This is a genomic window from Desulfobotulus mexicanus (genome assembly GCF_006175995.1).
In the GTDB taxonomy this organism is placed as follows: domain Bacteria; phylum Desulfobacterota; class Desulfobacteria; order Desulfobacterales; family ASO4-4; genus Desulfobotulus; species Desulfobotulus mexicanus.
This window is the reverse complement of sequence record NZ_VDMB01000005.1, coordinates 156,287-183,079: the sequence shown is the minus strand read 5'-3', so window position 1 is coordinate 183,079 and position 26,793 is coordinate 156,287. Positions and strand designations below refer to the sequence as shown.

Below are 26,793 nucleotides of genomic sequence, written 5' to 3'. Positions count from 1 at the left end.
TTCTTTCTTTTGTACTGCCCCCTTGTAAGGCCGCAGTGAATCCGCTAATCTTTTCACTGGCATAAATTCAGGAGGCAGAAATGGAAAAACAGATTCTTGAAGCACGGGACATGGACCGCATCCTGACCCGCATGGCCTATGAAATTCTGGAGCGCTATCCGGATACGGACAGGCTTGCTCTGGTGGGCATCCACACCCGCGGAGTCTTTCTTGCGGAAAGGCTGGCCCGTTATATTTACGAAATTGCAGATCTTCCCGTAAAACAGGGAACCCTGGACATTACCCTCTACAGGGACGACTGGACCCGCATTTCCCATCACCCCATACTGCGTTCCACCAATATCCCCTTTGATGTGGACGGCATGGATGTGGTTCTGGTGGATGATGTTCTGTACACGGGCCGTACCACAAGGGCTGGCATGGATGCCCTCATCGATTTTGGCAGACCCCGCCATGTAGGCCTTGCCGTGCTGGTGGACCGGGGGCATAGGGAGCTTCCCATCCATGCGGATTTTGTTGGCCGGCGTGTGGAAACGGAAAAACATCAGACAGTGAATGTGCGTGTTGTTGAAGAAGACGGAGAAGATCTGGTTCTGGTGGAGGTATTGTGAAGCTTCTGGGAAAAAAAGAACATCAGACCATAAAAAATCTGAAGATGGCCATTCTGATTGTATCCAGCACACGAACCCCTGAAAACGATAAAAGCGGCAACTGGATGGCAAAGGAAATCAAACGGGAAGGGCACACGCTGGTTTCCCGAAGAATTATTCCCGACGATTTTCTGGCCATCGGCGGTGCTGTACTGGATGCGGTACGCATGGATCAGGCAGATGCCGTTATTGTCAGCGGTGGTACTGGACTGACCCGTATGGATGTAACCATAGAAGCCTGCCGCCCCCTCTTTCATAAAGAGCTGACCGCCTTTGGTCCCCTTTTTGCCCGCCTTTCCTTTGAAGAAATCGGAGCTGCTGCCATGCTGTCCAGAGCTTCTGCGGGAAGTATCGGCGAAAGTGCCGTTTTCTGCATTCCCGGCAGCCTGAAGGCCTGCAAACTGGCCTGCAGAGAGTTAATTTTCATGGAAGTTGGGCATCTGGTTGCCCACCTGAGAAACTGATAAGGGAGATTTTTAAGATATGCTTATGGCATCCATTGAGAAGTTTTTAGCAGACTGGACTGTGGACGGTGCAGGCATCAAACCTGTATTTGAAAATTATCTGAGACTTCTTACGGAAAAAGAAGGAGTTGAACTGGATTTCAACGAACGCGCCGGAGTCAGCTACTCCCTCCGGGCCAGACACGTAAACCAGAAAAGCCGCAGTCTTTTTGCCATGGTGGACATTATTGACGACGACCCTGAAAACCGCTGGCTTTCCGTATGCTTTTACGGTGACATGGTTACAGACCCCGATGAGCTGGGCGATCTGGTTCCGGGCGGACTCCTTGGCGAGGACGGCCACTGTTTTGACTTAGAAGATGCCGAAGGCGCGGACTACCTTCAGGCAAGACTGGAAGAAGCCTGCAGCAATGCAGCCAAAGGATAAAGTCATTTACCCTTATCTGATACTTCGGTCTTCCGGTTTCCTTCCCCCATATTCTGCTGACAGTTAGTGCTGCTTATGTCAGCGAGCCATTCCACAATCCATTCCAAAGGAGCAAACCCCCATGAAAAGTGTTATGGTAAAAGAAGTAATGATCCCCTTAAGTGAATACAGCACCGTTTCCGGCGAACAGAGTCTCTATGATGCCATGCTTGTGCTGGAGGAAGCCCTGAACCGCATGAAGGCCACCTGCGGTGAAGGCCACAGAGCCGTGCTGGTTTATGATGAAAAAAATGAAATTGTGGGCAAACTCAGCCATCTGGATGTGCTGAGGGCCCTGGAACCCAAATATTTTGAAGTCGGCGATGGCAGCCCCATGTCCTTAGGGCTTTCCCGATTCGGTCTGAGCCCCAAATTCATGAAAGGCCTGCTGGATCAGTTCCGGCTCTGGGACAAGCCTCTGAAGGACATTGCCAGAAAAACTTCTAAAATCAAGGTCAAGGATGTCATGTATACCCCGTCCGCCGGTGAGTATGTGGATGAAGAGGCAAGCCTTGATGAAGGAATTCATCAATTACTTCTGGGCCAGCACCAGTCGCTGCTGGTAACCCGGGGGGAAGAGCACGCCACCGTTGTGGGCATTCTTCGCCTTGGTGATGTTTTCATGAAAGCCGTTGAACTGATTAAGGAAGAAAAGGAAGGCTGAAAGTAATTATTCAGCACAGTTTTATAAGTATCATACCTGCAAGGCAGACGCACAGGCAGCCAGGGTGCCTTGCAATAGAGCTGAGCCCATGAAATTACAATGTTGGAATTTCTGAATAAAATGTGTTGAACAGTTAGGGCTGAAAAAACCCGCAACCGCCATGGGGGGAAGAGCATCCTCCGGCGGTTGCTTTTTTATATACTGCAAAGTACAAATTATCTATAAAACTGTTCATACAATCCAAATCAGTTAAAAGAAAGATTATGCTCCATGGAAAAGACAAAACTGGAAGCCTGCAGACAGCGCCTTGAAGAACGCTTGGAAGAAATACTGAAAAATCAAGCCTTTTCAAAGGAAGAAAATTCTCCTCTGGAGCTGGATCAGGCCCGGGTAGGAAGGCTTTCCCGGATGGATGCCATGCAGCAGCGGGCCATGTCCAAAGCAACATCCTCAATGCTGAATGCGGAAAAAAACCGCATAGAAATAGCATTAAAAAGGATTAAAGCCAATGATTACGGATACTGTATGCACTGTGACGAAGAAATCGGTCCAGGCAGGCTTTCCGTAGACCCCAGTATTTTGATATGCATAAGCTGCGCCCGTTTAGCAGAAAGTTCAGCATAGGCAGGAACAGCCTGATGCATTCTGGCGGCTAAGCCTCCGGTTTCTTCAGCGGCCTCTGTCAGAATCTCTTATGCCGGGGGGGCCTTGACAGGATTTTTCGGGATACGGATTTTCCTTTTTTCCGTAATTCTGCAGGGCCGGTACAGGGTAATGGTATGGCCGATGCTGCCAACCAGAACAGCTTTGCTTTTTTCAATAATTTCAAGACAAAGGGCATCTTTACTCTCCTTTTCCTTAAAATCATTGAAACGAACCTTTATGAGTTCGTGGGCATGCAGGGCTTCTTCGATGGAAGCCAGTAAAGGAGGTGTAACCCCATGCTGACCGATTATTACAACCGGTTTCATGTGGTGGGCCAGGCCTTTGAGATATTGTTTCTGAAACCCTTTAAGTTCTGTCATGATTACTTCCTTTATAAAAAATATTTCCACAGTTATTCTGCAGAAAAAGAGAATGCCAATTTTTCTCGCCAACATCAAACCTTTTGCACCAATACCTTTTAAATGACAAGGGTTTTTGTTATAAGTGAAATAATCACCCTCCGATGGCTTCATCTGGCCCCGGAATGAAGCATTCTCCACGGAACCTTTCCAAGGAAAACCAGCCATGGCAACCCCCATCCCGCCACCTCCTCCCTGGACTCCAAGGGTCGATAAAAAGAAGAGTGGAAAAAAGACCGGCCTGATCCGGAACTTCTATGATTATATAATTGCCAGCCCCATAATAATGACCATCGTTGTTTTTTTAGGATGTACCCTTCTTGTTGTAAGCCTCACCATGCACTGGGATTATTATTCAGACTCCTTCCGGGAAGAGGTCATGGCAGAAGCCCATGGTGTTCTGATGGATATCCTTCTCATCGGCGTAGTGCTTTTCTGGTTTCAGCAGAAGGGAAGAAACCTGATGGAAAAACGCCATTACAGGGATGAAATCGATGACTTCAGAAACTGGGAGAGTGAAGAAGCAGCCAGAAAAACCAGAGGCAATATCAGAAGACTGAACAAATATGGCGTCACCCGAATGGACCTGAACAACTGCTACCTGAGGAGCATGGACCTGCAGGGCGTGGATTTTTCAGGAAGTTACCTCTGGAGTGCGGATCTGAGCTGGACGGATCTTAGAAAAAGTATCTTTGAAGATGCCAATCTTGAGAATGTAAACCTTGAGGCCGCCAACCTGACGGGTGCCAATCTGAATCGGGCCTATTTATGGAAAACCAACCTTGAAAGCGTGGATCTTCAGCATTCTTTCCTGGAATATGCCATGCTCCGGGAATCCCGTCTTGCAAAGGCAGACCTTGCCGGAGCCAGCCTTCTTTATGCGGATCTTACGGGGGTTAATCTGGAAGATGCCAACCTAATGGGTACTGATCTGCGCTATGCCTGCATGGAGCATAGCTGCCTGGATGGTGCGGATCTCCGGGGTGCAAACCTTGAAAATGCCACAGGCCTTAGCGTGGATTCCTTTCTGCGCATCCGCAGTTTACAGGGCGCCATGCTGGACAGGGATCTGGAAACGGAAGTCAGAGAACGCCTTCCGGATGTCTTTCTGCCACCGGATGATACGGAAGACTGGTAATGAATAGTGGAGAGTGGGTTTTTGTAGGGGCAGGCCCCCGTGCCTGCCCTACCGGCTCCGACTGATCGAGGGTCTGTTGTTAAGGATTTTAAGGTCGTTAAGGTCGTTAAGGTCGTTAAGATCTTTAAGATCTTTAAGGTCGTTAAGGTCTTTAAAGTCTTTAAAGTCCTTAAGGAAGGTGAGGAAAAAAGGCCAGATAACCCTCTCAGGCATCATAACCTAAAGCGGTACGCAGAGCTGTAAATGCCTCCGTATCCGGCGCTGAAAAAGAAACGATTCCCTTTATATCCCCACTCTCTTTTGCCCCTTCCCCTTGTAAGTCCATCTCAGGCCCAAAGCAGGATGATCCGGCCCCGGTTCTCACTTCTTTAACCCACATGGGTCCCTTAAGGCTTGAAAAGCAGAAAAAGTGTTCCGCCCTTTCAAGATCTTCCCAAAAAATCTTTTTTTCATGAATTTCAAAACCCAAGGACCTGAAATATTCCATGGCCTTCTGTCGGGTAATGCCCGGAAGAACGGGACCTGTGGGGATTAATATATTTGTTTCGGAAACCAGCATAATACTGCTGAAGGAGCCTTCCAGAAGACTTCCGTCCGGAGCCTGAATAAGAACTTCATCCGCCCCCGCAGCCACGGCCTTTTCCCTTGCTCTGGCAAAGAAAACATAGGCCATGCTCTTATGTCTGGCCATGGGAGAATAAAAGGGCTCCGGATGGAAGCAGAGGATCAGACCGTCCCGGCTTTGAGGAATATCAAGGGGCCTCAGCATGGCCGTAAGGGAAAGAAGATTTCCCCCCGTATCCATGGCCATGAGGTGAAGCTGCCCCCTTTCCGCAGCTTCCGGATTTTTACGACAAAGCATACTGATAATATCTTCCCAGTTCACAGAAGGCAGGCCCTTTCCCGTCACCACCGGTGCCGACAGCCTAAATCGCTCTGTATGCTCCTCAAGATGCAGGGCTTTCCCCCGTATCATGGCAATGGTTTCAAAAACCCCCCTGCCATGGCGCAGAACCGGAGTGTCTGCCATAATTTTTGCCTCGGAAAGGGGAAGAAAACGTCCGTCCTGCCACAGCTCAGTTTCCTTTTCCTTTTCCTCAAATTCCGGTTTAAGACCAAAAGCCTTAAAAAAGGGAGCTGCCTTGTGCAGGGTTTCTTTATATTCCTCTTTTGGATCAGAATCCCAGACCACCCCTCCGCCCGTGGAATAATGGGCCTTCCCGTCCTTGCAGATCACCGTGCGGATGGCCACATTGAGATCCATGCTGCCATTAAAACCAAGGTAGCCCAAGGCTCCGGTATAGGCGTGGCGGCGTCCGGGCTCCAGCTCATCAATCAGCTCCATGGCCCGTATCTTGGGACAACCCGTGACAGAGCCCGGCGGAAAGGTAGCTTTCAGGATATCCCCCGGCCCGGTCCCCTTTTCCACCTGTGCAGAAACCACAGCCACCCTGTGGAAAAGATGGGGCCAGACTTCCGTACGTGCGGGAACATCAACACGAACACTGCCGGTCACGGCAATCCGGCCCAGATCATTTCGCACCAGATCCACAATCATGGCCAGTTCTGCCCCGTCCTTTATGCTTTCTTCCAACTCTTTTTTCAGGAGGGCATCTTCTTCCGGAGTTTTTCCCCTGGGCCTTGTGCCCTTAATGGGGTGACTTTCTATCCTTTGGCCCTTCATTTTTAAAAAACGTTCCGGCGAAAGGGATGCCAGCTGGAAATCTCCGGCCTGCAGAAATACGGAAAAGGGCTGGGGGGCAGCTTCCTGCATTTTCAAAAATAGGGTCCAGGCCGACCCCTTAAAAGCAAGGGAAAAACGCTGGGAGAGATTGACCTGATACACCTCTCCTTTCCCTATATGATCCCGGATACAGGCTACGGCATTCCGGTACATCCGGGGCGTGAAGGTGGAAGAGAGAGCGCCGTGGTGAGGAATCAGTTGCCGGGTAGATTCAACTCCGGAAATATAAGCATTTTTTATTTCCACCTCCCCATGGGCTAAAGATTCCTTGCCGGAAAACTCGGAAAAAGCTCTGAAGGATTTGAGAATATCTTCAAAATCATCCAGCATACGCAGGGCCTTTTCTGCTTGTTCATTCTCAAGATAAAGGGCTTTCACCATAATCTTTTTTTCCGCCCTCTGCTTCCAGACCACAAGCCTTGGGGCAAAAAGCCTGTATCCGGGCAGAAAAAGATCATCCATCACCGTATCCGGCAGATTTTCCATATGGTTTTTAAGGTCATAGGAAAAAAAACCAAAGAGACCGAAGGGAAGACCATCCTCTCCATCGCCATCAAAGGCACAGGCCTCCATTACCCTGTCCAGAAGCTCTAAGGGAAAAGGGCTTTCTGCTTTTCCATATTCTGAAATTACTACTGTCTTATCCTTTTCACATGAAAGCTCCAGAAAGGGCTGACAGGCAAGACCGTGGATGCTGGCTTCCGGGTGCTCTCCTCCGGAAAGAAAAACCATGCTGCCCTTCTGATCCTGAAAAAGGGCGGTGAGATCCTGAAAATCTTCTTCAAAATCAAAACTCCGGCTAAAAAACCCGGCAGGTCTGGAAACAAAAGAAAGGTCCATGATCAGAGCACCCCCAGAAAATTAAGGGCCATTTGATGGCCATACTCGCTTAAAAAACTTTCCGGATGAAACTGCAGGCCAAAAAGGGGAAAATCTCTGTGAAAAAGAGCCATGGGGGTGCCATCTTCACTGCGCCCGCATATGCACAAGGGACTTTTCTCCGGGATCTCCACACAGAGGGAATGATATCGACAGGCGGTAAAGGGGCTGGGAATATTTTCAAGAACACCCCGGCCTTCATGGGTGATCATACTCGTTTTTCCGTGCACCGGCTCTGGCGATAAGATGGTTTTTCCGCCAAAGTGTTCTGCAATGCACTGCATTCCAAGGCAGATGCCAAGGATTGGAATTTTATCCGAAAAATACTCCAGCACCTCCATGGAAACTCCGGACCGCCTGGGATCATCAGGACCGGGACCGATAATGATGCCAGCCGGTTCTGTATCTATAATTTCAGACAGGACAGTATTGCTGCGCAGCACCAGAGGCTTTTGACCTGCCATGGCAAAGAGCTGTACAAGGTTGAAGGTGAAGGAATCGAAATTATCTATAAGGATAAGGGGTTTCATGAAAGACTTTCCGGGATTTGCTGCGATTCCCGAATCTGTGATTATGAAAATTACAGGGCATTCCACAATGGAAATGTTTAACAGGTACAATACCTTTGATAACGATTACAACATCACTTGCAAACAGCCTGGGTGTCTGTGCATCTGCCTGACAGGTATGATACCTATAAAACATTCGGAACCATTACAAAAAAAATCCTGAAAGCCTGTTTCTGGCCTTCAGGATCTTTAGGAATTTCAATTGGTACCGGAGGAGAGACTCGAACTCTCAAGGGCATAAGCCCGGCGGATTTTGAGTCCGCTGCGTCTACCAATTCCACCACTCCGGCATCTGCGTTGTTTTTTTAGTGCAAAGTCCTGTTTTTGTCAATCACTTTGCCGTTTTTCGCAAGAGTGCCTTATGAATGTCTGCGGCAGAAACCGCCCCTTCCCTCAGAATGCGGGGAGGGGAAAACGTCGTATCCACCACAGTTGAACCTTTGCCGCCATGAAGGATACCTGCATCCAGAATACAGTCTGCGGCTGCCATCAGTTCCGGAGCCAGATCTTTTACGGATGCACTGCCCGGCATGCCGGACAGATTGGCGCTGGTGCCTGTGATGGGACACCCTGCTGCCCGCACAAGGGCCGCTGCCACTGGATGTTCCGGCACGCGGATACCTATTTTACCGGTTCCCGCAGTCAGGCTTTCCGGCAGATGATTTTTTGCCCGAAAAACAAGTGTGAGGCGACCCGGCCAGAAGGTGTCCATGAGCAGTCGGGCTTCTTCGGAAACCTCTTTCACATGGCTGAGGGCGGCTTGTCTGTCTTTCACCAGTATGAGTAAAGGATTGCTTTCCGGTCTGCCCTTGGCCGCAAAAACCCTTTCAATGGCTTCCGGATTCATGGCATCCACACCCATACCGTAGAGGCAGAAGGTCGGGAAAATAACCAGACCTCCCTTTCGGATACATAAACCGGCCTTTTCCACCACTACTGCGTCCTCAGGGGAAGAAGCCATGGAAAAGATTCTGTGCTGAGACCACGCCGTATCAGGAAACAAGGGCCTTTGCCTTTGCTTCTACTTTTTCCGCCATTTCTTTTTTGTAGTCCGTCAGTTTTTCTGCCAGATCCGCATCGGCAATGGCCAGCATCTGTACGGCAAGGATACCGGCATTGTAGGCACCGGGTTTTCCAATGGCAACGGTGGCCACAGGCACTCCGGGGGGCATCTGAACCGTGGAGAGAAGGGCGTCCAGCCCCTGAAGTGCGGAAGAATCAATGGGTACACCGATGATGGGCAGGGTGGTACCTGCGGCCATGGCACCTGCCAGATGAGCAGCATGACCCGCACCGGCAATGATCACACCCATGCCCTTGCCCCTTGCAGAAGAGGCAAAGAGAGCAGCCTTTTCCGGTGTTCTGTGGGCGGAAGCAATGGTCATCTCATAGGGAACGTCAAATTTTTTGAGTACGCTGACCACTTCCATCATAACGGGAAGATCGGAGTCGCTGCCCATAACAATACCCACTCTGGGCGCACGGTCCTGCTTTTCAATGGCTTTCATGGCAATATCCTTTCTAAAATGACTATCTTTAAATGAAATACGGGAAACAGCTTGGTAAGCGTTGGCTGCTGCCAGCTTCACATCGTCTCCAAGGGCGCTGACACCCAACACTCTGCCACCGCTGGATACAACGGCTCCTTTATCCGTGGCCGTACCCGCATGGAAAACCACGGTGTCCGGAAGAGTTGCAGCGTCTTCAAGGCCAATAATGGTTTCACCTTTATCATAGCTGCCCGGATATCCGCCTGCTGCCATGACAACGCATACGGCAGCCCTTGGGTCCACCTTCAGGGAACAGGTGTGCAGGCGTTCTTCCACCACGGCTTCCATTAATTCCACAATGTCAGACTGTATTCGCAGCATCAGGGGCTGGGTTTCAGGATCACCAAAACGGGCGTTGAATTCCAGCACCCTGATCCGATCCCTGTGGATCATCATTCCAGCATAGAGCACGCCCTTGAAGGGACGGCCTTCTGCAGCCATGGCCCTGACAGCAGGTTCCAGCACTTCCTTTGTGATTTTATTCTGCATGAAAAGATCCACCACAGGGGCAGGGGAGTAGGCTCCCATGCCACCGGTATTGGGGCCTTTATCACCGTCATAAACGGCTTTGTGGTCCTGGGAGGAGGGCAGGGTGAGGATGGTTTTTCCGTCGGTGAGGGCAATGATGGAAGCTTCCTCGCCCTCCAGCCTTTCTTCCACAAGGATAGTGGCACCGGCTTCACCAAAAGCCTTTTCTCCCAGCATGTTATGTATGGCTTTTTCAGCTTCTTCCATGGCAAAGCAGACCACAACTCCTTTACCAGCGGCAAGGCCGTCGGCCTTAACCACAACCTGACCCTTGAGGCTTTGTGCAAAAGCCAGCGCCTGATTTGCATCCTTAAAACTCTGTCCCTTTGCCGTGGGAATGCCATAACGGACCATGATATCTTTGGCAAAGGCCTTGGAAGCTTCCAGCTCCGCAGCCTTTGCCGAAGGGCCAAAGATTTTAAGACCGGAAGCCTCAAAAAGATCCACAATTCCCGCAGCCAGGGGAACTTCCGGACCCACAACCGTAAGGTCAATGGCATTGGAAAGGGCGAAGTTTTTCAGCTCATCAATGGCATCCGCAGGGATATCAACGCACTGGGCCATGGCAGCTATGCCGGGATTGCCCGGTGCGCAGAAGATTTTTTTAACTCTTGGGCTTTGGCTGATTTTCCAGACAAGGGCATGTTCTCTTCCGCCACTTCCAATGACAAGTATATTCATGGTGCCTCCTTGGGGGCCATATCTTTTTTTGTATAAAAAAGCTCTGGTTTTCACCAGAGCCTTATAACTGGTCTGTTTTTAAATTCTGATTCCTTAAAACCCTAACGGGCTTTTTTTTAACCGTAAGCGGATCAGTTCGTCAATCAATTTTGCAAAAGAGATGCCAGCTGTTTTTGCAGCCAGAGGAAGCAGGCTGGTTTTTGTCATGCCGGGCAGGGTATTGGTTTCAAGAATGAAGAGATCATCACCTTCAAGGATGAAATCCGAACGGCTGTAGCCTTCACAATAAAGACTGTTATGGGCAAGTATGGCGGCCTCCTGCACCTTTCGGGTCAGGGCTTCTGAAATGGGGGCAGGGCAGATTTCTTCCGTTGCACCGGGGGTGTATTTGGCTGTGTAGTCAAAAAACTGAAATTCCCTGCCCGGACGAATTTCAATGACGGGAAGGGCTTCTACAGGGTCATTGCCCCATACGGCGCAGGTCACCTCCCGCCCCCGTATATAAGGCTCCGCAATGCCTGTGGGGCCACAGGAGAGGCAAAGCTCACAGGCTTGCCTGATATCCTTTTCATTGTGAACAATACTCATGCCGAGGCTGGAACCGCCATGGGCAGGCTTGATTACCATGGGGAGACCTATTTTACCCATAAGTCCGGCCTCCACTTTTGTACTGTAAGCATCAAAGGTCATCCACGGAGGTGTTGTCAGGCCGCTGCACACAAAGGCCTGTTTGGCCGCAGGCTTGTTGCAGGCCATGGCACTGCCAAGCACACCTGAACCCTGATAGGGGATGCGGAGAAGGTCAAGGAGGCCTTGCAGTCTGCCATCTTCACCGTTCTCACCGTGTACTACAAGGAAGGCAAAATCGATTTTTTCCCTATCCTGAACAATGCGGTCTATATCCGTTGCAGCATCATAACTGCTGATATTGTAAACTGCTGGATCAAGGACGGCTTCCACGGCTGCTGCCCCGGCAAGGGCAACCTCCCTTTCGTTGGAAGAGCCGCCGGTGATAAGGGCAAGATTAAGCTTTTTCATAATACGGATACTTACCTTTCATTTTCCGGCCTTGCAGGGGAAACATCCACAATATCAGAAGAAATCTCCTTATTCCCTGAGCTCATGGATTCAGGCAATACCTTGTGATCCGTATGCCGGAAAATCTCATTTTTAGCAATTTCGTACTCTTCACGGCTGATCAGCTCGTTTTCATACATGCGACCAAGTTCCGTCAGCTCCCGAACTTTTATGCCTTCAGAGGATTCCAGCTGGAGCATGGCATTGGGATTTTTTTTCTTTTCTCCCATGCGCAGGGCAGCAAATCCACCCAAGAGGCTGATTTCCACGTTTCTTCCTGAAAATTCCGGCAGGGCCAGCATTTCCTTCAGGGATCTTTTTTCTGCCTGCATACGCTTAAGAAAATAGTAGCCCGTAGCAAATACCGCAATGATACCTGCAACAAAAATCCAGGTCATATAATGAACAATGCCGCGGAAAAAAAGAACAAGAAGTCCAATTACGGCAACAAGCATCACATTGAGGAGCACAATGCCGTAGGCCATGAAAATACTGCTGGCAATTCCTTCCGTGGGCAGGGGCTCCCGCTTAGGCCTCGGAGGCCTTTTTGATCTGGGAGGCCCCTTTGATTTGTCTTCCTTTTTCTTTCGTCTGAAGATCATATATTCTGTCTGCTTCCTAAATTTAATCTGTTATTTTTCCAGACGATTCACAAGTGCGGGCAGATAATACTCAGGTATTTCTCTGTCCGGACGTGTCGGCTGGCTCATGTTGGCTTTACGGATAAGAACATTGAGGCGGGTGAGAATTTTCTGTTTTTCCGCAAGATCTGGCGTTGCTTCCAGAAGCTCTGCAGTGGAATGAATTTCTTTGCGCATTTCCAGTTCCGGAGGCAGGCAGTCTGCTGTTTTCAGCATACGGTAGGCCATTCGCAGATCTTCGGGAATAACCATATTCTCTTCCGGCAGAGGCCTGCCTGCACCTTCAAGGTTATTGAAGGCCCCCTTTTTCTGAGCTTCTTTAATTTTTTCTTCGGCAATTTTTCCAAAAAGCATGTTGATAAGTCCTGCTGAAAAGATGTTTTCAGGAGGCACCACAGGCCATCCCGGAACAGTTTTCTACCTTATAAAATCAAAGACTCCTTGGCAAGAACTCTTGTGATAAAGGAAGTCGCATATTCAGGGGAGAAGGGCAGAGATGCTCTGTTGAAAATATGGCTGTTTCTCCGGATTGTTGACAGCTCAGCCCCCTTTGATTAGTATGCAAGCCTTTCTAGGAAGGTTTTGATTCTAACTGTATTTATCCTTATGAGGAGGACTCTATGATTAAGGAACACGTGGAAGACGGTATCATTATTGTTACCCTGAGCCATGGAAAAACCAATTCCATTACCCGGGAAACCATGGAAAAAATTTCTGTGCTCCTGGAAAAAGCCAATACCGATGATAACATTAAAGGCATCATTCTCACGGGGGAAGGCAAGTTCTTTTCCAGTGGCTTCCATCTGCCCACCTTCATCAATTTTAAAGACCATGCCGACGCGGTAAACTTCTTTGAATTTGAAGAAGAATTTCTCCTGAATTTCTTTGTCTGCAAAAAACCCGTAATATCCGCCATGAACGGCCACACCGCAGCCATGGGTATGATTATGGCCATGGCATCGGACTACCGCCTTGTAACAAACCATCCCAAGGTAAAGCTGGGTATGAGCGAAATCAAGCTGGGTCTGGCCCTGACCATCGCAGAGCTTGAAGTTATGCGCTTTGGCCTGGACACAGATAAGAAATTCCGGGATGTCATGTATTTCGGCGAGATGATCAGCCCGGAAAAAGCCCTTGAAAAAGGCATTGTGGATGAAGTGCTTGAAGCGGATCAGCTGATTCCCAGAGCAAAGGAGATTATCTGTTCCTGGATTGATAATCCCGGACGTGCCTTCATCACATTAAAGGAAACCCTCAAGTATGACAGCGCCCAGCGTATCCGCACCAAGCTTGATGAGCTTGACTGGCGTGCTTCCCTCCATGGCTTCTTTGATCCCAATGTAAAAGCCACACTGGAGTTTGTTCAGGCTACCATGGAAGGATAATTTTTATTCTTCAGACAGGTATCCGTTACGCCATCGGGTGTTGCGGGTACCTGATACCCATATTGCAGAAAGACTGGTGATGGAACTCAAGGATTGCATTGTATTTCTCCTGGCAAAAAACAGTCAGGCTGGCTATCGCTTCTGGGGGAACTATATAGCAGACCTTGAAGTGACAACGGTACAGGCCATGCTTCTTATCCTTCTCGGTCGAGAAGAAGGGCAGACTTCCCGTCAGCTAGGCGAGCAGACCCAGCTGGACAGTGCTACGGTCTCAGGGATAATAGACAGGCTGGTGGGCATGAAGCTTGTCACACGCAAGCGCAGTCCCGAAGACCGCCGGGCCATCCTTTTGTTTCTGACGGATATTGGCAGAGCAAAGGCTTTAGATCTTGACCGCCGTTTTGAAGAAGCACATCAGTCTTTTCTTGCTGATTTTTCACCCCAGGAGCAGGAAATTTTCAGGGGTTTTTTAAAACGCCTTCAGGATACCCATGGGGGTATCCGCTGAAAATAATCTGAAGATGAGACCTTTCTTTTTGCTATTGCTTTTTCTCCTGCACTTCCCCAAGGGCAGGAGAAAGTTTTTTTTAAACTACTGCAATTCGCTTATCCTCCTTCTCCCTTCCATCTTAAATCCCATCAGAAACATCATGCGAACATAGTCTTTGCAAAGCCCTTTGGATGGTGTATCGTCCATGGCATAATAAGAATGTTCAGATTTTAACAAAATAAAAGGAGAATAATATGCAGGAATGGACATGTACCATTTGCGGTTATAAAGAGAAAGATCAGAATCCACCTGAAAGCTGCCCTGCCTGTGGAGCAGGCAGTAAGCTTTTTGAGGCTGCGGCTTCTGACAAAGCAGAAGAAACATCCGAAGCCGCAAATGAAGCCGGAACTGCAGCGGGGCCATCCCGCTGGCGCTGCGTTGTCTGTGGCTATATTCATGAAGGTGAAGAGCCGCCGGAAACCTGCCCCCTGTGCGGTGCTGACCGCAGCGCCTTTGAGCTGATGGATGGGGACGGTGACAAAGCATCTGATGAACCCGCGGATCAGAAAAATCAAAACCCTTCTTCAGGTGAAGAGAAAAAGAAATTTGCGCCCCAGAGCCATCCAAGGGAATGGGCGGATGAACAGATCCTTGTCCACCATGCCCATCCCATTTCCGTTCATATTCCCAACGGTGTGCTTCCCATTGCCGTATTCTTTGTACTTATTGGAAGCCTTTTCAATGCACAGACCTTTAAGCTTGCGGCCTATCTTAATATGACCATGGTTTTTCTGGCCCTGCCTCTGGTCATGTATACCGGTTTTGTGGAATGGCGGGACCGTTACAAATCTGCCATGACTTCCCTTTTCAGAACAAAAATTCTCTGTGCTGTCATCACGGCCTTCTGTGTTACCGTTCTTGTTATCTGGAGAAGCTTCAGTGCGGATGCGGGGGGCTTTTTCTACATTCTTCTGCACTTGATCGCTCTGGGAGCTGCCGGTCTTGCCGGACATCTGGGCGGCAAGCTGGTTTTTGGCAAAAGGGCTTGATTGCCACACCCACACCTGCCTGACGGGTATGCAGCGAACAGAGGGAATGGTAACTGACAAGCTGCACATATTTTTTCTATAAAAAATCCCTGTCTTCTCCTGAAAAGAAAGAGACAGGGATTTTTTTATGTCATTTGCCCCAAAAAAAGGCCTTATAAAATCAAGTCTGGCTTGAGATCGCCCTCATGCAAAGGCCTTAGCCTGCGTCAGTCGCAACGCCACCCAGAGAGCGAATTGTGCCCTTTTTGAAGGAAGCCTGAGGACGGGCCTATGTTTTTTTGAACACCAGACTGCCCCAGCCCTTTTCCTCTCTGCTGTAAACGAATTTAAGCAGGCGACCATAGGTCTGTCTGAGGAGTGGCATTTCTTCACTTCTCATCCCGGAAAGAACAAGAACACCATTTGAAGAGAGGCTGTTTGACAGTGCTTCTGCAAGTTCCATAAGGGTAGGGGGCCTCAGATTTGCAGCCACAAGATCCCATCGGAGTTCCAAAGGCCATACCTCTTCCACCCGCACGGCATTTTCCAGCCCATTGAGCCGGACATTTTCCTTTGCCTCATGGACAGCCAGAGGATCATTATCCACGGCCAGAGCTTTCCCCATACCATGCCGCACCGCAGCAATTGCAAGAACTCCAGTTCCTGTACCCACGTCCAGCATGGTACCATTCTCTTTTGCAGATGCCTCAATGGCTTCAAGGCAGAGCCTGGTTGTGGGGTGATCTCCTCCGCCAAAACTGGCTCCCGGCAGGAGAATAACAGGTTCCCTTCCGGGAAGGGATGAAACTCCCGGAGCAAGGAGCTGGGTTTTCTTTCCAATGGCAAGGGGCTTTTGCCAGCCCCTTTGTATGCAGGTGCTGCCATGACGGATGAGATAGACAAGATCTCCTGCTGCCACAAGGGAGGCAAGGGCATCCTGAAGCATACGGCGGGACGCTCCGGTTTCCGAAGCCATCTGGCGCAAAAGCTCTACGGGACTCCATGCCTTTTCAGCATCCAGAACCCGTTGCAGCATCTGCTCTGGTAAATTGATATGATTCATACAGAAGCATCCTTTGCCGCCAATGGAGGGTTCTCCCTGTTTTTTATCCGATCTGATTATTCAGCACATTCTTTTATCTGATTACCACTGCCTTTCAGCCATACGATCCTTAATTATGGAAATTATATGACCAGATTTTATGCTTGTATGCGGGCACCCGTAAAGGGTACTCCTACACAAAACAGGCCCGTAAAAAACATTCGTAAGGACAGGCCTTGCGCCTGCCCGTATTAAGGCTAGCACCATGGGCCTGACAACAACCGGACCAGCAGGCTGTGGCTGAGTCAGGGTAGTAATATTGGTTCTAGCAAAAGACAATCGGGCTGTTTGTGAGTGACATTGCAATCGTTTCGGATCAGAGCTTCGCAGACCTGTGCGAAAGAAGCGGCAAACTGTCTGAGCCGCCACTAAGGCAGCGTGCTTAAGACTGCTATGGTAATCAAAAAGTTTATCCTGCCTGTGGCGGGGAGTTTTTGCCGCTTCCGCACAGGGCAAGAAGCTCCCGAATAAGATTGCGCACGAACAAATGGTCCGGTTGTCTATGCACCTGATTAATTGTATTGAACAGTTACTATCCGATCACAAGGAGTCCGGATTTTTCCCCTCGCTAATAAGAAGCTCCCGGTACCAGAGGGAAAACGCATACAGGCCCCGGACACGGTCATCATGGTTTACGATTCCCAGTGCCATTTCATAGGCAGCCTTACCAAAGGAGGTTGAAATACTCTCGTGGGGCTTTGTCTTCAAAAACTCATGGATCAGGTCATGGGTTGTCCTTCGGGTACCTTCGGTGCGGATATCAATGGGTTCTTTGGGCTCTGCAAAGGGATCCCATTCATCATAACCGTCTTTCAAGATTTTCTGCTGGCCCCTTTTGCCCATGGCATCGAAAATGGCTTTTTTTCTTATGGCTATTTCCTCGGGAGAAAACAATGGGGCTTCAGCCTGTGGTTTTGGACCCTGCATCAGGGGGTTTCCTCCTTTGTTTCGGTAGCTTCCGGTGTTATTCCCAGATATTCTTCATTATAATCCGTAAGAAGGGCCATGGAGAGGGGGACCAGCATTTCCGCCATGCGCGTGTAGCGTGTACCCATGGCCTCTACCATTTCTTTGGAAACCTGATACAATTTTTCGTGCAGTGTGTCCATATTCACCGTGGGATAGGGCTTACCCTGTTCGAAACCGGATTTACCACAGCTGTGACTGATGCCATTACTGGAGGTGGGGACACCGTAAAGCCTGCAGGTAATGGGCCTGCAATCATAGAGCTGGCAGGTATCATCATCTCCAAGAAAGGGGCAGCGCACACGCTCCATGGACATGCGGCCCAAAAGCTCAACTTCAGACACACCTTCATTTCTGGCCTTGGCAGCATCCTTTTTGATACGATAAATTTTCCTGTCTGCCCGGTTCGCCCGCTCCATAATGCTGTGTTTTTCTGCTCCTGAAAAACGGGCATCAAACTGCTGCTTGATATAGATGGCTTCAACAAGGCTGATATCAAAAAGAGCGTGGCAGCAGTCTGCACAACGGGTGGTGCAGCGAACAGCTTCAGGGTGCATCTCCCTTACGCGGTGAAAAGCTTTTTCTGCAGAATCAACCAGAACTTCATATTGTTTGAAAAATGGTGAAAAATCCATGGTATCCTTTCCTTAAAAGCAGCCATTTGGGCTGCCGGTCTGTTTTTTAAATGCCGTCTTCCTATAGCACCCAAAACAGAGAGCTTCAACCAAAGATCCCCGATCTTCATGCAGAGTATTTTAAGCCTCGGGGATATTTTAATGGAATCCAGGATGGCGATGACCTAACCCAGCACTCCGCCGGATGTTCCACGTGGAACCCTCACTGTTTTTCCTCCCCCTGATGTTCCACGTGGAACCTTTTTTCGGAATTTTTTATCATATGTTTCACGTGAAACATTCCTTTCAAGATCTCCTTGCACAGATTTATCTGCATCCAGAAAGGCTGATTCCGTATTTTTACCGGTAAAGGAAGCCCTTGTTTTTAGAAAATCCCTTTCATTCCATATTTCCTCATTGTCGGAAAAACCACTTTCTTCACCAAAGTCCCGGGATTCCGAACCTGAATCATCATCAGGATCTTCTCCCTTTCCATCAAGCCTTTGCCAGAAGACATGCTTGTCTCCATATCTCTGGCGCAGCAGGTCTATATAAGATGAATGTTCCGGAAGCCCCCCATGGTAAACCGCCTCCCCTTCCAAATCTTCCAGGGTTCTGCAATATGCCACAGCTTTTCCGTAAGCCCTGAAACGGGCCTCGTCCAGAATTCCTTCAATGAGGGTGCGATAGCACAGGATTTGACCAAGCACAGCTCCTGCGGATTCAAATTTCTCCTGTATGCGTAAAACAGCTGTGTAATCGTAGGCAGTCAGTGCTTCCAGCCGTTCCACCAGCAGGGTTTCTGCATCCCTTACATGGCCTATGGATAAGAGAAGATTCAGGCCTGAATAGAGACTGTTGGTGTGGCGGGCCGTTTCCGCTGCCGAAGCCAGAAATCCTTCCCGTTCATCCGCATCGCAGACATCCAGCAGGGCCAGAAGATAATCCGCCGAAGGCTGAGCTGCATAGCGCTCCCTGCGGATCTGAAAAAGCATTTCACCATCATCCATGGCGGCATAAACCTGATCCAGAAGGTCCAGCCTTTCCAGCTCCCTCTCTCCCCAGTCTCCAGCCAGCCATGAAAGGGCGGCTTCCGGCCCCTCATAGTCCAGATAGGCCTGTACTATATCTCCGATCTGGCGGGGGCTGGGCTCCGTCTGCACCAGAGTTACACTCTGTGCCATCAGTTCCGGATTTCTGAGGGCCTGGGAAAGGTAACGCAAGCCCATGGAAAGACGATACCTCTGCCATTCCCTTCCGGCATCCATGGCTTTTTCTCCGGCATCTTTAATCATCTGGTCGGCAAGACGGGAGAGATGATCAGGTCCGAGCAGCCTGTCTGCGTGACGCATGAGATTGACCCGGACACCAAAACGATCCTTGAGAAAATGGCTCAGAATTTTTTCACCCCAGTCCATGGCAAGCCCGCTTTGGGCAGCAAGACTCAGCCAGAGATCACAGGCTTCGGAAAAAACCGGCTGAAGAGGCCCGCCGCTTTCTTCCAGACCTTCCAGCAGGCTGTCCAGATCAAGGAAGCGATCCACAAGATCCAGAGCCACACCTGCATCCAAGGGAGCCATCAAAATTTTTGTATCAGATAAAAAAGCCCTGAAATCCCGTGCCAGAGGCATAAGATCCCTGAACCCCAGGTTGCCGGAAAGATCATAAAATCCGTCCAGTCGTTTTTTCAGATAATCGGATAAAGCCGATGCATCCGAAGAAAGATAAAGGGCTTCCACCCTTTCTCGTATTCTGCCATCCCTTTCCGCCAGATCCTCGAGAAAAAGGGCCATGGTTTTCAGGTTCAGACCGGACAGGCCTTTTGGCCTCTTTTTTTCGGAACCATCTTGAATATCCTTCATAAAAACCCATTCCTTCCAGTACTGTTAAAAAATGCCACGGAGAGCATTTTATATAGGCCACCAAGAATTCCAGTTTCAGATCATCAGACATGCTGCCATGGGGGAAAAGTACCTCATATTGATCCCATGTCAAAATACATCTTCAGGGGGTATTCTAAGGGAGTTTAAAAATACCGATTACCGTTTGTAACTTCTGAGTAACTTTTGAAGTTACTCAGAAGCTAAGGTTTTTCCTGTTTTGCCTTCACTGAAAAACCCAGGTCATCGATGACTTCCAGCACCAGTTTTTTTACATGGGTATAATAGGTGTCGTATCGTTCGGAGAGGGTAATGAACTGAATGGAATCATCCGTTGCATTGGAAAGCTTAGGGGTGGGGGGGAGGATATTCTCATAGATTTTACACGAAGCCACACCAGCATAATGTACAAGCTCATCTTTATGAAGCTTGTACTGCCGTGTTCTTCTGTCCGCTTTGTTCAGAACAAAACCCAGCAGCTTGAACGGTTTTTTGTTTCCCCGCCAACCCCTGATGTCATTGAGCATTTTGAGGGTCAGGGGAATGGCATTGATATTAATTCTGTTGGGTTCTATGGGGACAAGAAAATAATCCGCCAGAAAGGCACCAATCAGAGAAAAGCCGTTTCTTTTGGACAGGCTCCCCGGCAGGTCTACAAAGATGAAATCGTAGTGCTTCGAAAGGGAGGCTTTTATCCATGAAGCCATCTCCATGACATCTTCCATGGATGCGGATTCTTCAAAGGCCAGAGCCAGCTCGGCCTCGGATACAATGACATCCAGATTACCAAGTCTTGTTTTTTTTGTTTTTGACCGGAGATTTTCTTTTCTTGTGAAAATGTATTCCAGAAGATCAGTCTCGGATTGTCCTTCTCGCCTGCCCTTCAGGGCGTGGGGAAGGGTTTTCCCTGTTTCCCTGAGACCACCAACCTTTTCCGGACCAAGTATGGCATTACAGCAGGAAGCCTGAGGATCAAAATCAATAACCAGCACCCTGGATTTTTTCCCCTTAATGGTGACCGACGACAGAAAATCTGCAAGAAAGAGTGCCAGAGTTGTTTTACCGACTCCCCCTTTGTTATTGTAAATACCAATCATTTTTGCCATTGGATTTATCCTTGTATTCTGCGTCATTCAAAGGGAAGAAGTTCAGCATATAAAAGACCTCTGCCTCCGAGTCTATTCCAGAAGATTCTGCTGACCATTATCTGAACCTTCTCCCAAAGATTCTTCCTGTCGTTCCTTGTACCATGAATAAAACCGTATGAGCCCTGCGGTAGTTCCTGCGGCAACGGCCACTCCTGCAAAAAGGGGAGCAGCCGTAACAATAAAAGGCGCACTGGAAATTTTAAGGGCCACACCCAGAGCAGCCATGCCCGTAGGAGCCGCTGTTGCTGCAGCCACTCCAGCCCCAGCAGATGCCGCAGCAGCCAGACCAGCTATTGCCGTGCTGGTTTTGGCAAGGCGCTTATGCTCCAGTTCTCGTTTGATTTCCCGGGGGATTTTTGTCATTTCGACCTCCATGAAAACCGCTTTTTCAAGCAGATTGATGACTGTAATGTCAGAAATCTTTGTTAAGAAAAAAAATTATTGTCTGCTTTTTACATAAGAAAAAGTTACTTGCCAATACAAAATCCGGAAAAAATCCTGTCCAGCAAATCCGGATCTGCATTTTCCCCCAAAATATTTCCAAACTCCTGAATGGCCGCATTCAGATCCACAGATAAAAGATCCCAGAAATGACCGGCCAGTATGCCCCCATGAACCCTTTCAAGGGCCTCCATGGCCTTTTCAAAGGCTGCCCTGTGTCTCAGGTTGGGCAGGGCCGCATGCTGCACCTCAGAAAAACCAGCAAACTCTGCCAGAGCCTTTCTCAAGGAATCCATTCCTTCCCCGGTACGTGCACAAAGGGAAAGACGGGCAACAGGTCTCCATGAAGATGGAATGGCAATGGCATCACAGTCATCCACAAGATCTGATTTATTCAGTACAAGCAGATAGGGACAGGAACGAATGGTCTCTTCAAGTCCGCAGATTTCTTTATCAGCTCCCCGCAGGGCATCCATAACCAGAAGTACGCAATCCGCATTCCGGATGCTTTCCATGGCCCGCTCCACACCCATTTTTTCTATGGGATCGGAAGAATCCCGAATACCTGCAGTATCCGTCAGAACAAAGGGAAGCCCCGCAAGGTTCAGTGGTTCTTCCACAAGATCCCTTGTGGTGCCTGGAATATCCGTGACAATGGAACGGTCCATGGCCAGCAAACGGTTCATGACAGAAGATTTTCCAGCATTGGGAAGGCCGGCAATCACAATGCGCAAGCCCTCCCTGAGGCGGACTCCGTTTTCACCCATGCGGATGAAACGGCGAAGCTCCGGCAAAAAGTTTTCCTGCAGATCCCGCAGCACCTGTTCCGTATCTACAAGATCCCCCACATCTTCGGGGAAATCTATTTCCGCTGCCATGCGAGTGGCAAGCTCCAGCAGGGCTTCCCTGAGACGGGTAACCTCCATTCCCAGCTCTCCCCGGAGAAGGGCGGAACCCATTTTTCTGGCTGCTGAGGTTCTGGCCTCAATCAAATCCATCATCCCTTCGGCCTGGGTGAGATCCATGCGGCCAGAGAGGAAGGCACGGCGGGTAAATTCTCCGGGGTCAGCCAGACGGGCTCCCTGATCAAGCACCAGAGCAAGTATGCTGCGGAGTAGCCAGGGGCCTCCATGGGCCTGGATTTCAACCACGTCTTCTCCTGTAAAAGACCTGGGGGACCGCATGGCCACCACCAGCACCTCATCCAGAATTTCCCCACCGGTGGGATCGCATATATGTCCAAGGGTCAGACGGTGAGAAATAAGATCATGGGGAGCCGCAGGACCTGCAATACCTTTTCTGTGGAACAGGCTACAGGCAATGGCTATGGATGCAGGTCCGGAAATTCTTATGATGCCTATACCTCCGGTACCCGGTGGGGTAGCGATGGCGGCAATGGTTTCTGTATTGTCCAGAGGCATATCTTTTTTCCTGTCTCCATTTGTACCCGCCAATAAAAAAAGTACCGCTCCATGTGAAGAGGAGCGGTACTTTCTCAAAACTGATTTTGTACCAGCAGTGGATAACCGCTTTTCAGCTTTCTTCGCTCCCGTTTCCATCGGATCTGCGACGTCGGACTTTTTTCGGAAAAATTACCAGCCTTCGGTAGTAGCCCTCCCCCACACTCTGGGTGCGGACAGCCCGGTCATCTTTTAAGGCAAGGTGGATAATCCTGCGGTCATGGGCATTCATCTGGCCTATGGTGGCAGGCTTGCCCGTACGTCTTGCCTTTTCCGCCTGTTTCAGGGCCAGTTGCTGAAGGTGCTCTTTGCGGGTTTCAATATACCCTTCCACATCCATCTGGACACGGACCCGCCCTTCGGCGTCCCGGTTGACAATTTTATCCACCACATACTGTATGGCTTCCAGAGTCTGGCCCCGCTTGCCAATGATGATGGCGGGATTACCCCCATCAAGGTTGAAAAGAATGCGGCCCGGAGACACCTCTTCCCGTATGGTGACATCCTCACTGATATAGGGAAGTATCTTTTCGAGAATTTCACGGCCCCGGGCAATCATTTCCGGCGTCACTTCAACGGGCGCCGGGTTTTCTTCTGCAACTTCAGAAAAGCCATCTTCCTCGGATTCCGGCAGAGTGACAGATAAAGCCTCTTCTTCATCCTTACTTTTTACGGATGTGCCTGAGGATATCGCAGGTTTTCTGCCATTACCACGGCTGTTTTTTGATCTGGCAGACCGGGAGCGTGAACGGGAACTCTTTTCCATCACCGGAGGATCAAGGGGACCGCCGGAGCTTTCCTCTTCCATTGCTGATGAAGATACCATTTTTTCTTCAGGAAGCGTTTCCTGGCTCCTAATGGCCTCGGGCTCTGCCTGTACTTCTTTAACGGTTTCCCTCGAGTCCTGCTTTTTCTTTCCCTGGGGGCGCTGAGATCTGTCACCACCATTATTTTTTTTCTCCTGCGGTGCAGCACCCTTCTGCACGGAGCCAAAGGCTTCATCCACAAGGGAGGATGCACTGACCTTACGATCGGATTCTGCGGAACCGCCATCTTTTCCCTGGGAAAGGTTAACGCGGATTTTTGCTTTTTTTACCCCAACCAGCCCAAAAATACCCGTGGAACCATAGGAAATAACATCGTAGTGAATTTTATCCTTGGAAAGCTTCAGCTTCCTGCTGGCATTTTCCAGGGCGTCTTCCACGCTTTTACCTTCATATTCTACTGTGGTATTCATGCCCTCTCCCCCATTATTTCGAGGTCCTGATAATATAATACTGCTGCGCAATGGACAGGATGTTGTTCACAAGCCAGTAAAGAACAAGGCCTGCGGGGAAATTGATGAAAATTACCGTAAAGATCAACGGCAAAAACATCATAATTTTCGCCTGCAGGGGATCACCTGCAGGAGGAGCCATTTTCTGCTGCAGAAACATGGTGGCGCCCATAATGATGGTCAGGACGGGAATACCATAGGGTTCCTGCATGAAGGGAATGGAAAAACCGAAATCAAAGAGACGATCCGGTGCGGAAAGATCCTGTATCCATCCCATAAATGGCGCATGGCGCAGCTCGATGGCCTCATACAGCATACGGTAAAGGGCAATAAAGATAGGCATCTGTACCAGCAGAGGAAGGCAGCCGCTCATGGGGTTTACCTTGTAAGTCCGGTACAGATTCATGATTTCCTGATTCATCTTCTGCTTGTCATTGCCGTATTTTTCCCTGAGCTCCATCATCAGGGGCTGTAGTTTCTTCATCTCATTCATGGCCCTGTAGCTCTTGTTACCCAGGGGCCAGAATATAATTTTTATAAATACCGTAAGAAGAATAATGGCTATCCCATAATTGGGTATAACATTATAAATCTTATTTAAAAGCCAGAGACAGGGTTGGGCAAGAATGTCGAACCAGCCAAAATCCACAAGGGCCTGAAGACCGTATCCGGCATCCTTGAGCACACTCACACTCTTCGGGCCTGCGTAAAAATAGGCCTTTTTTGTCAGCAGCGCCCCTGGAGTCAGATGAAAGGTGTCCGTGAAGTAGGTAGCCCTGTAAGCCCTGTCTCCCTCAATGAGAATATTCACCGAAGAGGGTTCTTCAACGGCCGGAATAATGGCTGTGGCAAAATAACGGTCCTGAATGGCCATCCAGCGGACATCCCCGTTGTAACGACTCTTTTTGCGTATTTCCTTATTTTTCAGACGCTCCACATCCCTGTCAATAAAGACCGTGGGACCTTCAAATCCGATGGCTCTTCTGTCTGCGGTCGGAGATACCAGGGAAAAACCCATGCGATCGGCAATAATCCGGCTGCCCGTATTCCGGATACGGACGTCACAGGCTATAAGATAACTTTCCGGAGAAAAGGTATAGCGCTTTTCCACCACAAAGCCATCCGGAGAAGTCCAGGAAAATACCAGATTTCCTTCCGCGCCGGACAAAACATGCCTTTGCTGCTCCGGACCCGTAAAAATGGCATTTTCAAGGCCTGGAATGCTGTTGCTTTCCATGGAAAGTATAAAATTGGCCCCAAGGCTGTGATCCAGAATCTGTTTTTCAGGGCTTCCCTTTTCCGAACCCTCCCGGTAATTTTTAAGGGAAAGCCCTTTAAAGGCAGCACCTGTTTCGGAAATAACAGCCGTATAAAGAGGCGTTTCCACCGTGATCAAACGGGCTGCCCGTAAAGGTTCCTCTGCTGAAGACTGCGGGACAGGTGCTGGCGTTGCTGCCATGCCCGGAGCAAAGGACTCATTCTGTACAGAATGAGCGACTTCATGGGGCCTTTCCACCACAGGCGGCGGCTCAGGCATGAAAAAATAATTCCAGACAATAAATACCAGAAAAGACAAGACAATGGCTGCAAGAAAACGAAACTGCTCCATGAGTAACTCCTAATACTCCCAGGGGTGTGCGGGTGCCCGCTACCCAGACGCGGACCGGAAAATGGTTAAACCGGCACAGACCTTTCCTGTCGGTCACCAATACAAAAAGGCGGCAGGAACCTCTCCCGAATCAGGGTACAGGGTCCACACCGCCCGGATGGAACGGATGACATTTCAAAAGACGTTTGATGGCCATACAGCCACCCCGAAAAACACCATATTTCTGCACCGCTTCATAAGCATAGGCCGAACAGGTGGGGTAAAACCGGCATGAGGGACCCAGCAGGGGAGACAGAATCAGCTGATAAATACGGATCAGCAGCAGAATCAGACGTTTAAACACTTAGGTCACCCGATCTCCTCTCAATCTTTTCGAACAGATCCTGAAGGGACGAGAAAATACGGTCTGCAGTCTGGTCCACCACCTCTCGCTTGGCAATGACGTGAATATCGAGACTGCCGGTGATCTGCATTTTCCCCCGGGTCCGAAAATATTCCCGAACAAGCCGCTTGATACGATTCCTTTTCACAGCATTTCCAACTTTTCTGGAAGCCGTAATCCCCACACGGGGACGGAAAAAACCGTTTCCGGAAAACAGCGCAAGGAAATAACGGGAATGCACCTTGTTGCCTGTTTTTGAAAGCTGGACAAACATTCCCCGCTTTCGCAGGCGATCCGCCTTTGTAAAACATCCCTGCAAATCAGCTCTCCTATGACAGCCCTTTTTTACCCGTCGCTGCAAGCCTGTACCTTTCATAAGAGCAGGGTATCCGGGACCGGTTCGGAAACTGGTCTGTTTTACAGGGCCCTTTTATACTAATAAGTTCATTTTCCACTCGATACAGATAAAGACCCTGATCTTCTCAACAGACCTTAAGATCATTAGCTTTGCCGAATGTGTTGATCTATCAGTAACTCTTCAAGTCCTGTCTCCGGGAATATTCTTTAAAAAATCCCGAAGCAACCCGATGCTTTTTTTGAATGGAACAGAAAAAAACTGCGATTCAAGTTTTTTTCCGCGGCTGCCCTGAGGGCAGCGCAGAACCAGATAATACAGAAAAACCAACCTCTTCAGGCAGAAAGACGCTTACGGCCTCTGGCTCTTCTGGCCTTGACGATGCGACGGCCCGCAGTGGTGGACATTCTTTTACGGAATCCATGGTTTCTTGCCCGCTTGATGCGGCTTGGCTGAAATGTTCTTTTCATAATCTTACATCCCTTAGACCATATGGGTCTGCTGTTGTGTTACGGTTTTATAAGCTGCCTGTCCTGAAAAAA

General features: G+C 49.4%; 29 protein-coding genes and 1 tRNA gene. 9 read left to right on the top strand and 21 right to left on the bottom strand.

The window, feature by feature from the left end:
* Positions 1-80: 80 nt before the first annotated feature.
* The 5 genes from pyrR (at position 81) to FIM25_RS06130 (ending at position 2,868) form a co-directional block, all read left to right on the top strand.
* The gene (pyrR, locus tag FIM25_RS06150) at positions 81-611 is read left to right on the top strand and encodes a bifunctional pyr operon transcriptional regulator/uracil phosphoribosyltransferase PyrR (protein WP_139447362.1); all 531 of its coding nucleotides are present in this window, start codon (positions 81-83) and stop codon (positions 609-611) included.
* Positions 608-1,114, top strand: a complete 507-nt coding sequence (locus FIM25_RS06145; RefSeq protein WP_342774329.1) for a MogA/MoaB family molybdenum cofactor biosynthesis protein — start codon at positions 608-610, stop codon at positions 1,112-1,114. The genes pyrR and FIM25_RS06145 overlap by 4 nt, the downstream gene beginning before the upstream one ends.
* Positions 1,115-1,133: 19 nt before the next feature.
* Positions 1,134-1,541, top strand: coding sequence for a hypothetical protein (locus FIM25_RS06140; protein ID WP_139447360.1), 408 nt, complete (start codon positions 1,134-1,136; stop codon positions 1,539-1,541).
* Between the two features lie 121 nt (positions 1,542-1,662).
* Positions 1,663-2,244 carry a CBS domain-containing protein gene (locus FIM25_RS06135; RefSeq protein ID WP_139447358.1) on the top strand — a complete coding sequence of 194 codons (582 nt, stop codon included), beginning with the start codon at positions 1,663-1,665 and terminating at the stop codon, positions 2,242-2,244.
* 270 nt (positions 2,245-2,514) lie between these two features.
* Positions 2,515-2,868, top strand: a complete 354-nt coding sequence (locus FIM25_RS06130) for a TraR/DksA family transcriptional regulator (RefSeq protein ID WP_139447356.1) — start codon at positions 2,515-2,517, stop codon at positions 2,866-2,868.
* A gap of 68 nt (positions 2,869-2,936) precedes the next feature.
* Here FIM25_RS06130 and yhbY read toward each other — a convergent pair whose 3' ends face one another.
* Positions 2,937-3,269, bottom strand: coding sequence for a ribosome assembly RNA-binding protein YhbY (gene yhbY, locus FIM25_RS06125; RefSeq protein ID WP_139447354.1), 333 nt, complete (start codon positions 3,267-3,269; stop codon positions 2,937-2,939).
* Between the two features lie 205 nt (positions 3,270-3,474).
* Here yhbY and FIM25_RS06120 point away from each other — a divergent pair, with 205 nt between their 5' ends.
* Complete coding sequence (locus FIM25_RS06120; protein ID WP_139447352.1) at positions 3,475-4,446, top strand: pentapeptide repeat-containing protein; 972 nt, start codon at positions 3,475-3,477, stop codon at positions 4,444-4,446.
* Positions 4,447-4,651: 205 nt separating this feature from the next.
* Here FIM25_RS06120 and pabB read toward each other — a convergent pair whose 3' ends face one another.
* The 8 genes from pabB to FIM25_RS06075 form a co-directional block, all read right to left on the bottom strand.
* Positions 4,652-7,030 carry an aminodeoxychorismate synthase component I gene (gene pabB, locus FIM25_RS06115; RefSeq protein WP_139447350.1) on the bottom strand — a complete coding sequence of 793 codons (2,379 nt, stop codon included), beginning with the start codon at positions 7,028-7,030 and terminating at the stop codon, positions 4,652-4,654.
* A 2-nt stretch (positions 7,031-7,032) separates the two neighbouring features.
* Complete coding sequence (locus FIM25_RS06110) at positions 7,033-7,599, bottom strand: anthranilate synthase component II (protein WP_139447348.1); 567 nt, start codon at positions 7,597-7,599, stop codon at positions 7,033-7,035.
* Between the two features lie 242 nt (positions 7,600-7,841).
* A tRNA-Leu gene (locus tag FIM25_RS06100) sits at positions 7,842-7,928 on the bottom strand.
* 41 nt (positions 7,929-7,969) lie between these two features.
* Entirely contained in the window at positions 7,970-8,641 is a 672-nt protein-coding gene (locus FIM25_RS06095) for an L-threonylcarbamoyladenylate synthase (protein ID WP_246052035.1), read from the bottom strand.
* Entirely contained in the window at positions 8,631-10,397 is a 1,767-nt protein-coding gene (gene purD / locus FIM25_RS06090; RefSeq protein WP_139447344.1) for a phosphoribosylamine--glycine ligase, read from the bottom strand. The genes FIM25_RS06095 and purD overlap by 11 nt, the downstream gene beginning before the upstream one ends.
* Positions 10,398-10,490: 93 nt before the next feature.
* On the bottom strand, positions 10,491-11,435 hold the full coding sequence (locus tag FIM25_RS06085) for a D-alanine--D-alanine ligase family protein (RefSeq protein WP_139447342.1): 945 nt from the start codon (positions 11,433-11,435) through the stop codon (positions 10,491-10,493).
* A gap of 11 nt (positions 11,436-11,446) precedes the next feature.
* Entirely contained in the window at positions 11,447-12,076 is a 630-nt protein-coding gene (locus FIM25_RS06080) for a hypothetical protein (RefSeq protein ID WP_139447340.1), read from the bottom strand.
* A 30-nt stretch (positions 12,077-12,106) separates the two neighbouring features.
* Positions 12,107-12,469, bottom strand: coding sequence for a DnaJ family domain-containing protein (locus tag FIM25_RS06075; protein WP_139447337.1), 363 nt, complete (start codon positions 12,467-12,469; stop codon positions 12,107-12,109).
* Positions 12,470-12,735: 266 nt separating this feature from the next.
* Here FIM25_RS06075 and FIM25_RS06070 point away from each other — a divergent pair, with 266 nt between their 5' ends.
* The 3 genes from FIM25_RS06070 to FIM25_RS06060 all read left to right on the top strand — a co-directional run bounded on the left by FIM25_RS06070 (position 12,736) and on the right by FIM25_RS06060 (position 15,039).
* On the top strand, positions 12,736-13,500 hold the full coding sequence (locus FIM25_RS06070; RefSeq protein ID WP_139447335.1) for an enoyl-CoA hydratase/isomerase family protein: 765 nt from the start codon (positions 12,736-12,738) through the stop codon (positions 13,498-13,500).
* A 79-nt stretch (positions 13,501-13,579) separates the two neighbouring features.
* The gene (locus FIM25_RS06065; protein WP_139447333.1) at positions 13,580-14,008 is read left to right on the top strand and encodes a MarR family winged helix-turn-helix transcriptional regulator; all 429 of its coding nucleotides are present in this window, start codon (positions 13,580-13,582) and stop codon (positions 14,006-14,008) included.
* A gap of 236 nt (positions 14,009-14,244) precedes the next feature.
* Entirely contained in the window at positions 14,245-15,039 is a 795-nt protein-coding gene (locus FIM25_RS06060) for a DUF7130 family rubredoxin-like protein (protein ID WP_139447331.1), read from the top strand.
* 268 nt (positions 15,040-15,307) lie between these two features.
* Here the strand turns inward: FIM25_RS06060 and FIM25_RS06055 are convergent, their stop codons facing one another.
* From FIM25_RS06055 to rpmH, 12 genes are all read right to left on the bottom strand, one after another.
* Complete coding sequence (locus FIM25_RS06055; RefSeq protein WP_139447329.1) at positions 15,308-16,081, bottom strand: 50S ribosomal protein L11 methyltransferase; 774 nt, start codon at positions 16,079-16,081, stop codon at positions 15,308-15,310.
* Between the two features lie 579 nt (positions 16,082-16,660).
* On the bottom strand, positions 16,661-17,047 hold the full coding sequence (locus tag FIM25_RS06050; protein WP_139447327.1) for a hypothetical protein: 387 nt from the start codon (positions 17,045-17,047) through the stop codon (positions 16,661-16,663).
* Positions 17,047-17,721 (bottom strand): YkgJ family cysteine cluster protein, encoded by a 675-nt coding sequence (locus FIM25_RS06045; RefSeq protein ID WP_139447325.1) that lies wholly within the window; start codon positions 17,719-17,721, stop codon positions 17,047-17,049. Before FIM25_RS06045 ends, FIM25_RS06050 begins: the two co-directional genes overlap by 1 nt.
* Before the next feature lie 164 nt (positions 17,722-17,885).
* Positions 17,886-19,562, bottom strand: a complete 1,677-nt coding sequence (locus tag FIM25_RS06040; RefSeq protein WP_139447323.1) for a DUF6880 family protein — start codon at positions 19,560-19,562, stop codon at positions 17,886-17,888.
* A gap of 221 nt (positions 19,563-19,783) precedes the next feature.
* Positions 19,784-20,686, bottom strand: coding sequence for a ParA family protein (locus FIM25_RS06035; RefSeq protein WP_179953196.1), 903 nt, complete (start codon positions 20,684-20,686; stop codon positions 19,784-19,786).
* 72 nt (positions 20,687-20,758) lie between these two features.
* Positions 20,759-21,091 (bottom strand): hypothetical protein, encoded by a 333-nt coding sequence (locus FIM25_RS06030; RefSeq protein ID WP_139447319.1) that lies wholly within the window; start codon positions 21,089-21,091, stop codon positions 20,759-20,761.
* A 104-nt stretch (positions 21,092-21,195) separates the two neighbouring features.
* On the bottom strand, positions 21,196-22,590 hold the full coding sequence (gene mnmE / locus FIM25_RS06025; protein WP_179953195.1) for a tRNA uridine-5-carboxymethylaminomethyl(34) synthesis GTPase MnmE: 1,395 nt from the start codon (positions 22,588-22,590) through the stop codon (positions 21,196-21,198).
* A 112-nt stretch (positions 22,591-22,702) separates the two neighbouring features.
* The gene (locus FIM25_RS06020; protein ID WP_139447315.1) at positions 22,703-23,866 is read right to left on the bottom strand and encodes a Jag family protein; all 1,164 of its coding nucleotides are present in this window, start codon (positions 23,864-23,866) and stop codon (positions 22,703-22,705) included.
* Positions 23,867-23,879: 13 nt separating this feature from the next.
* Positions 23,880-25,514 carry a membrane protein insertase YidC gene (yidC, locus tag FIM25_RS06015; RefSeq protein WP_139447314.1) on the bottom strand — a complete coding sequence of 545 codons (1,635 nt, stop codon included), beginning with the start codon at positions 25,512-25,514 and terminating at the stop codon, positions 23,880-23,882.
* 130 nt (positions 25,515-25,644) lie between these two features.
* Positions 25,645-25,857 carry a membrane protein insertion efficiency factor YidD gene (gene yidD, locus FIM25_RS06010; protein WP_139447312.1) on the bottom strand — a complete coding sequence of 71 codons (213 nt, stop codon included), beginning with the start codon at positions 25,855-25,857 and terminating at the stop codon, positions 25,645-25,647.
* A complete protein-coding gene (rnpA, locus tag FIM25_RS06005; RefSeq protein ID WP_179953194.1) occupies positions 25,850-26,215 on the bottom strand; it encodes a ribonuclease P protein component in 366 nt (121 codons plus the stop codon). The genes yidD and rnpA overlap by 8 nt, the downstream gene beginning before the upstream one ends.
* A gap of 371 nt (positions 26,216-26,586) precedes the next feature.
* Positions 26,587-26,721 (bottom strand): 50S ribosomal protein L34, encoded by a 135-nt coding sequence (gene rpmH, locus FIM25_RS06000; RefSeq protein WP_139447307.1) that lies wholly within the window; start codon positions 26,719-26,721, stop codon positions 26,587-26,589.
* Between the last annotated feature and the right edge of the window lie 72 nt (positions 26,722-26,793).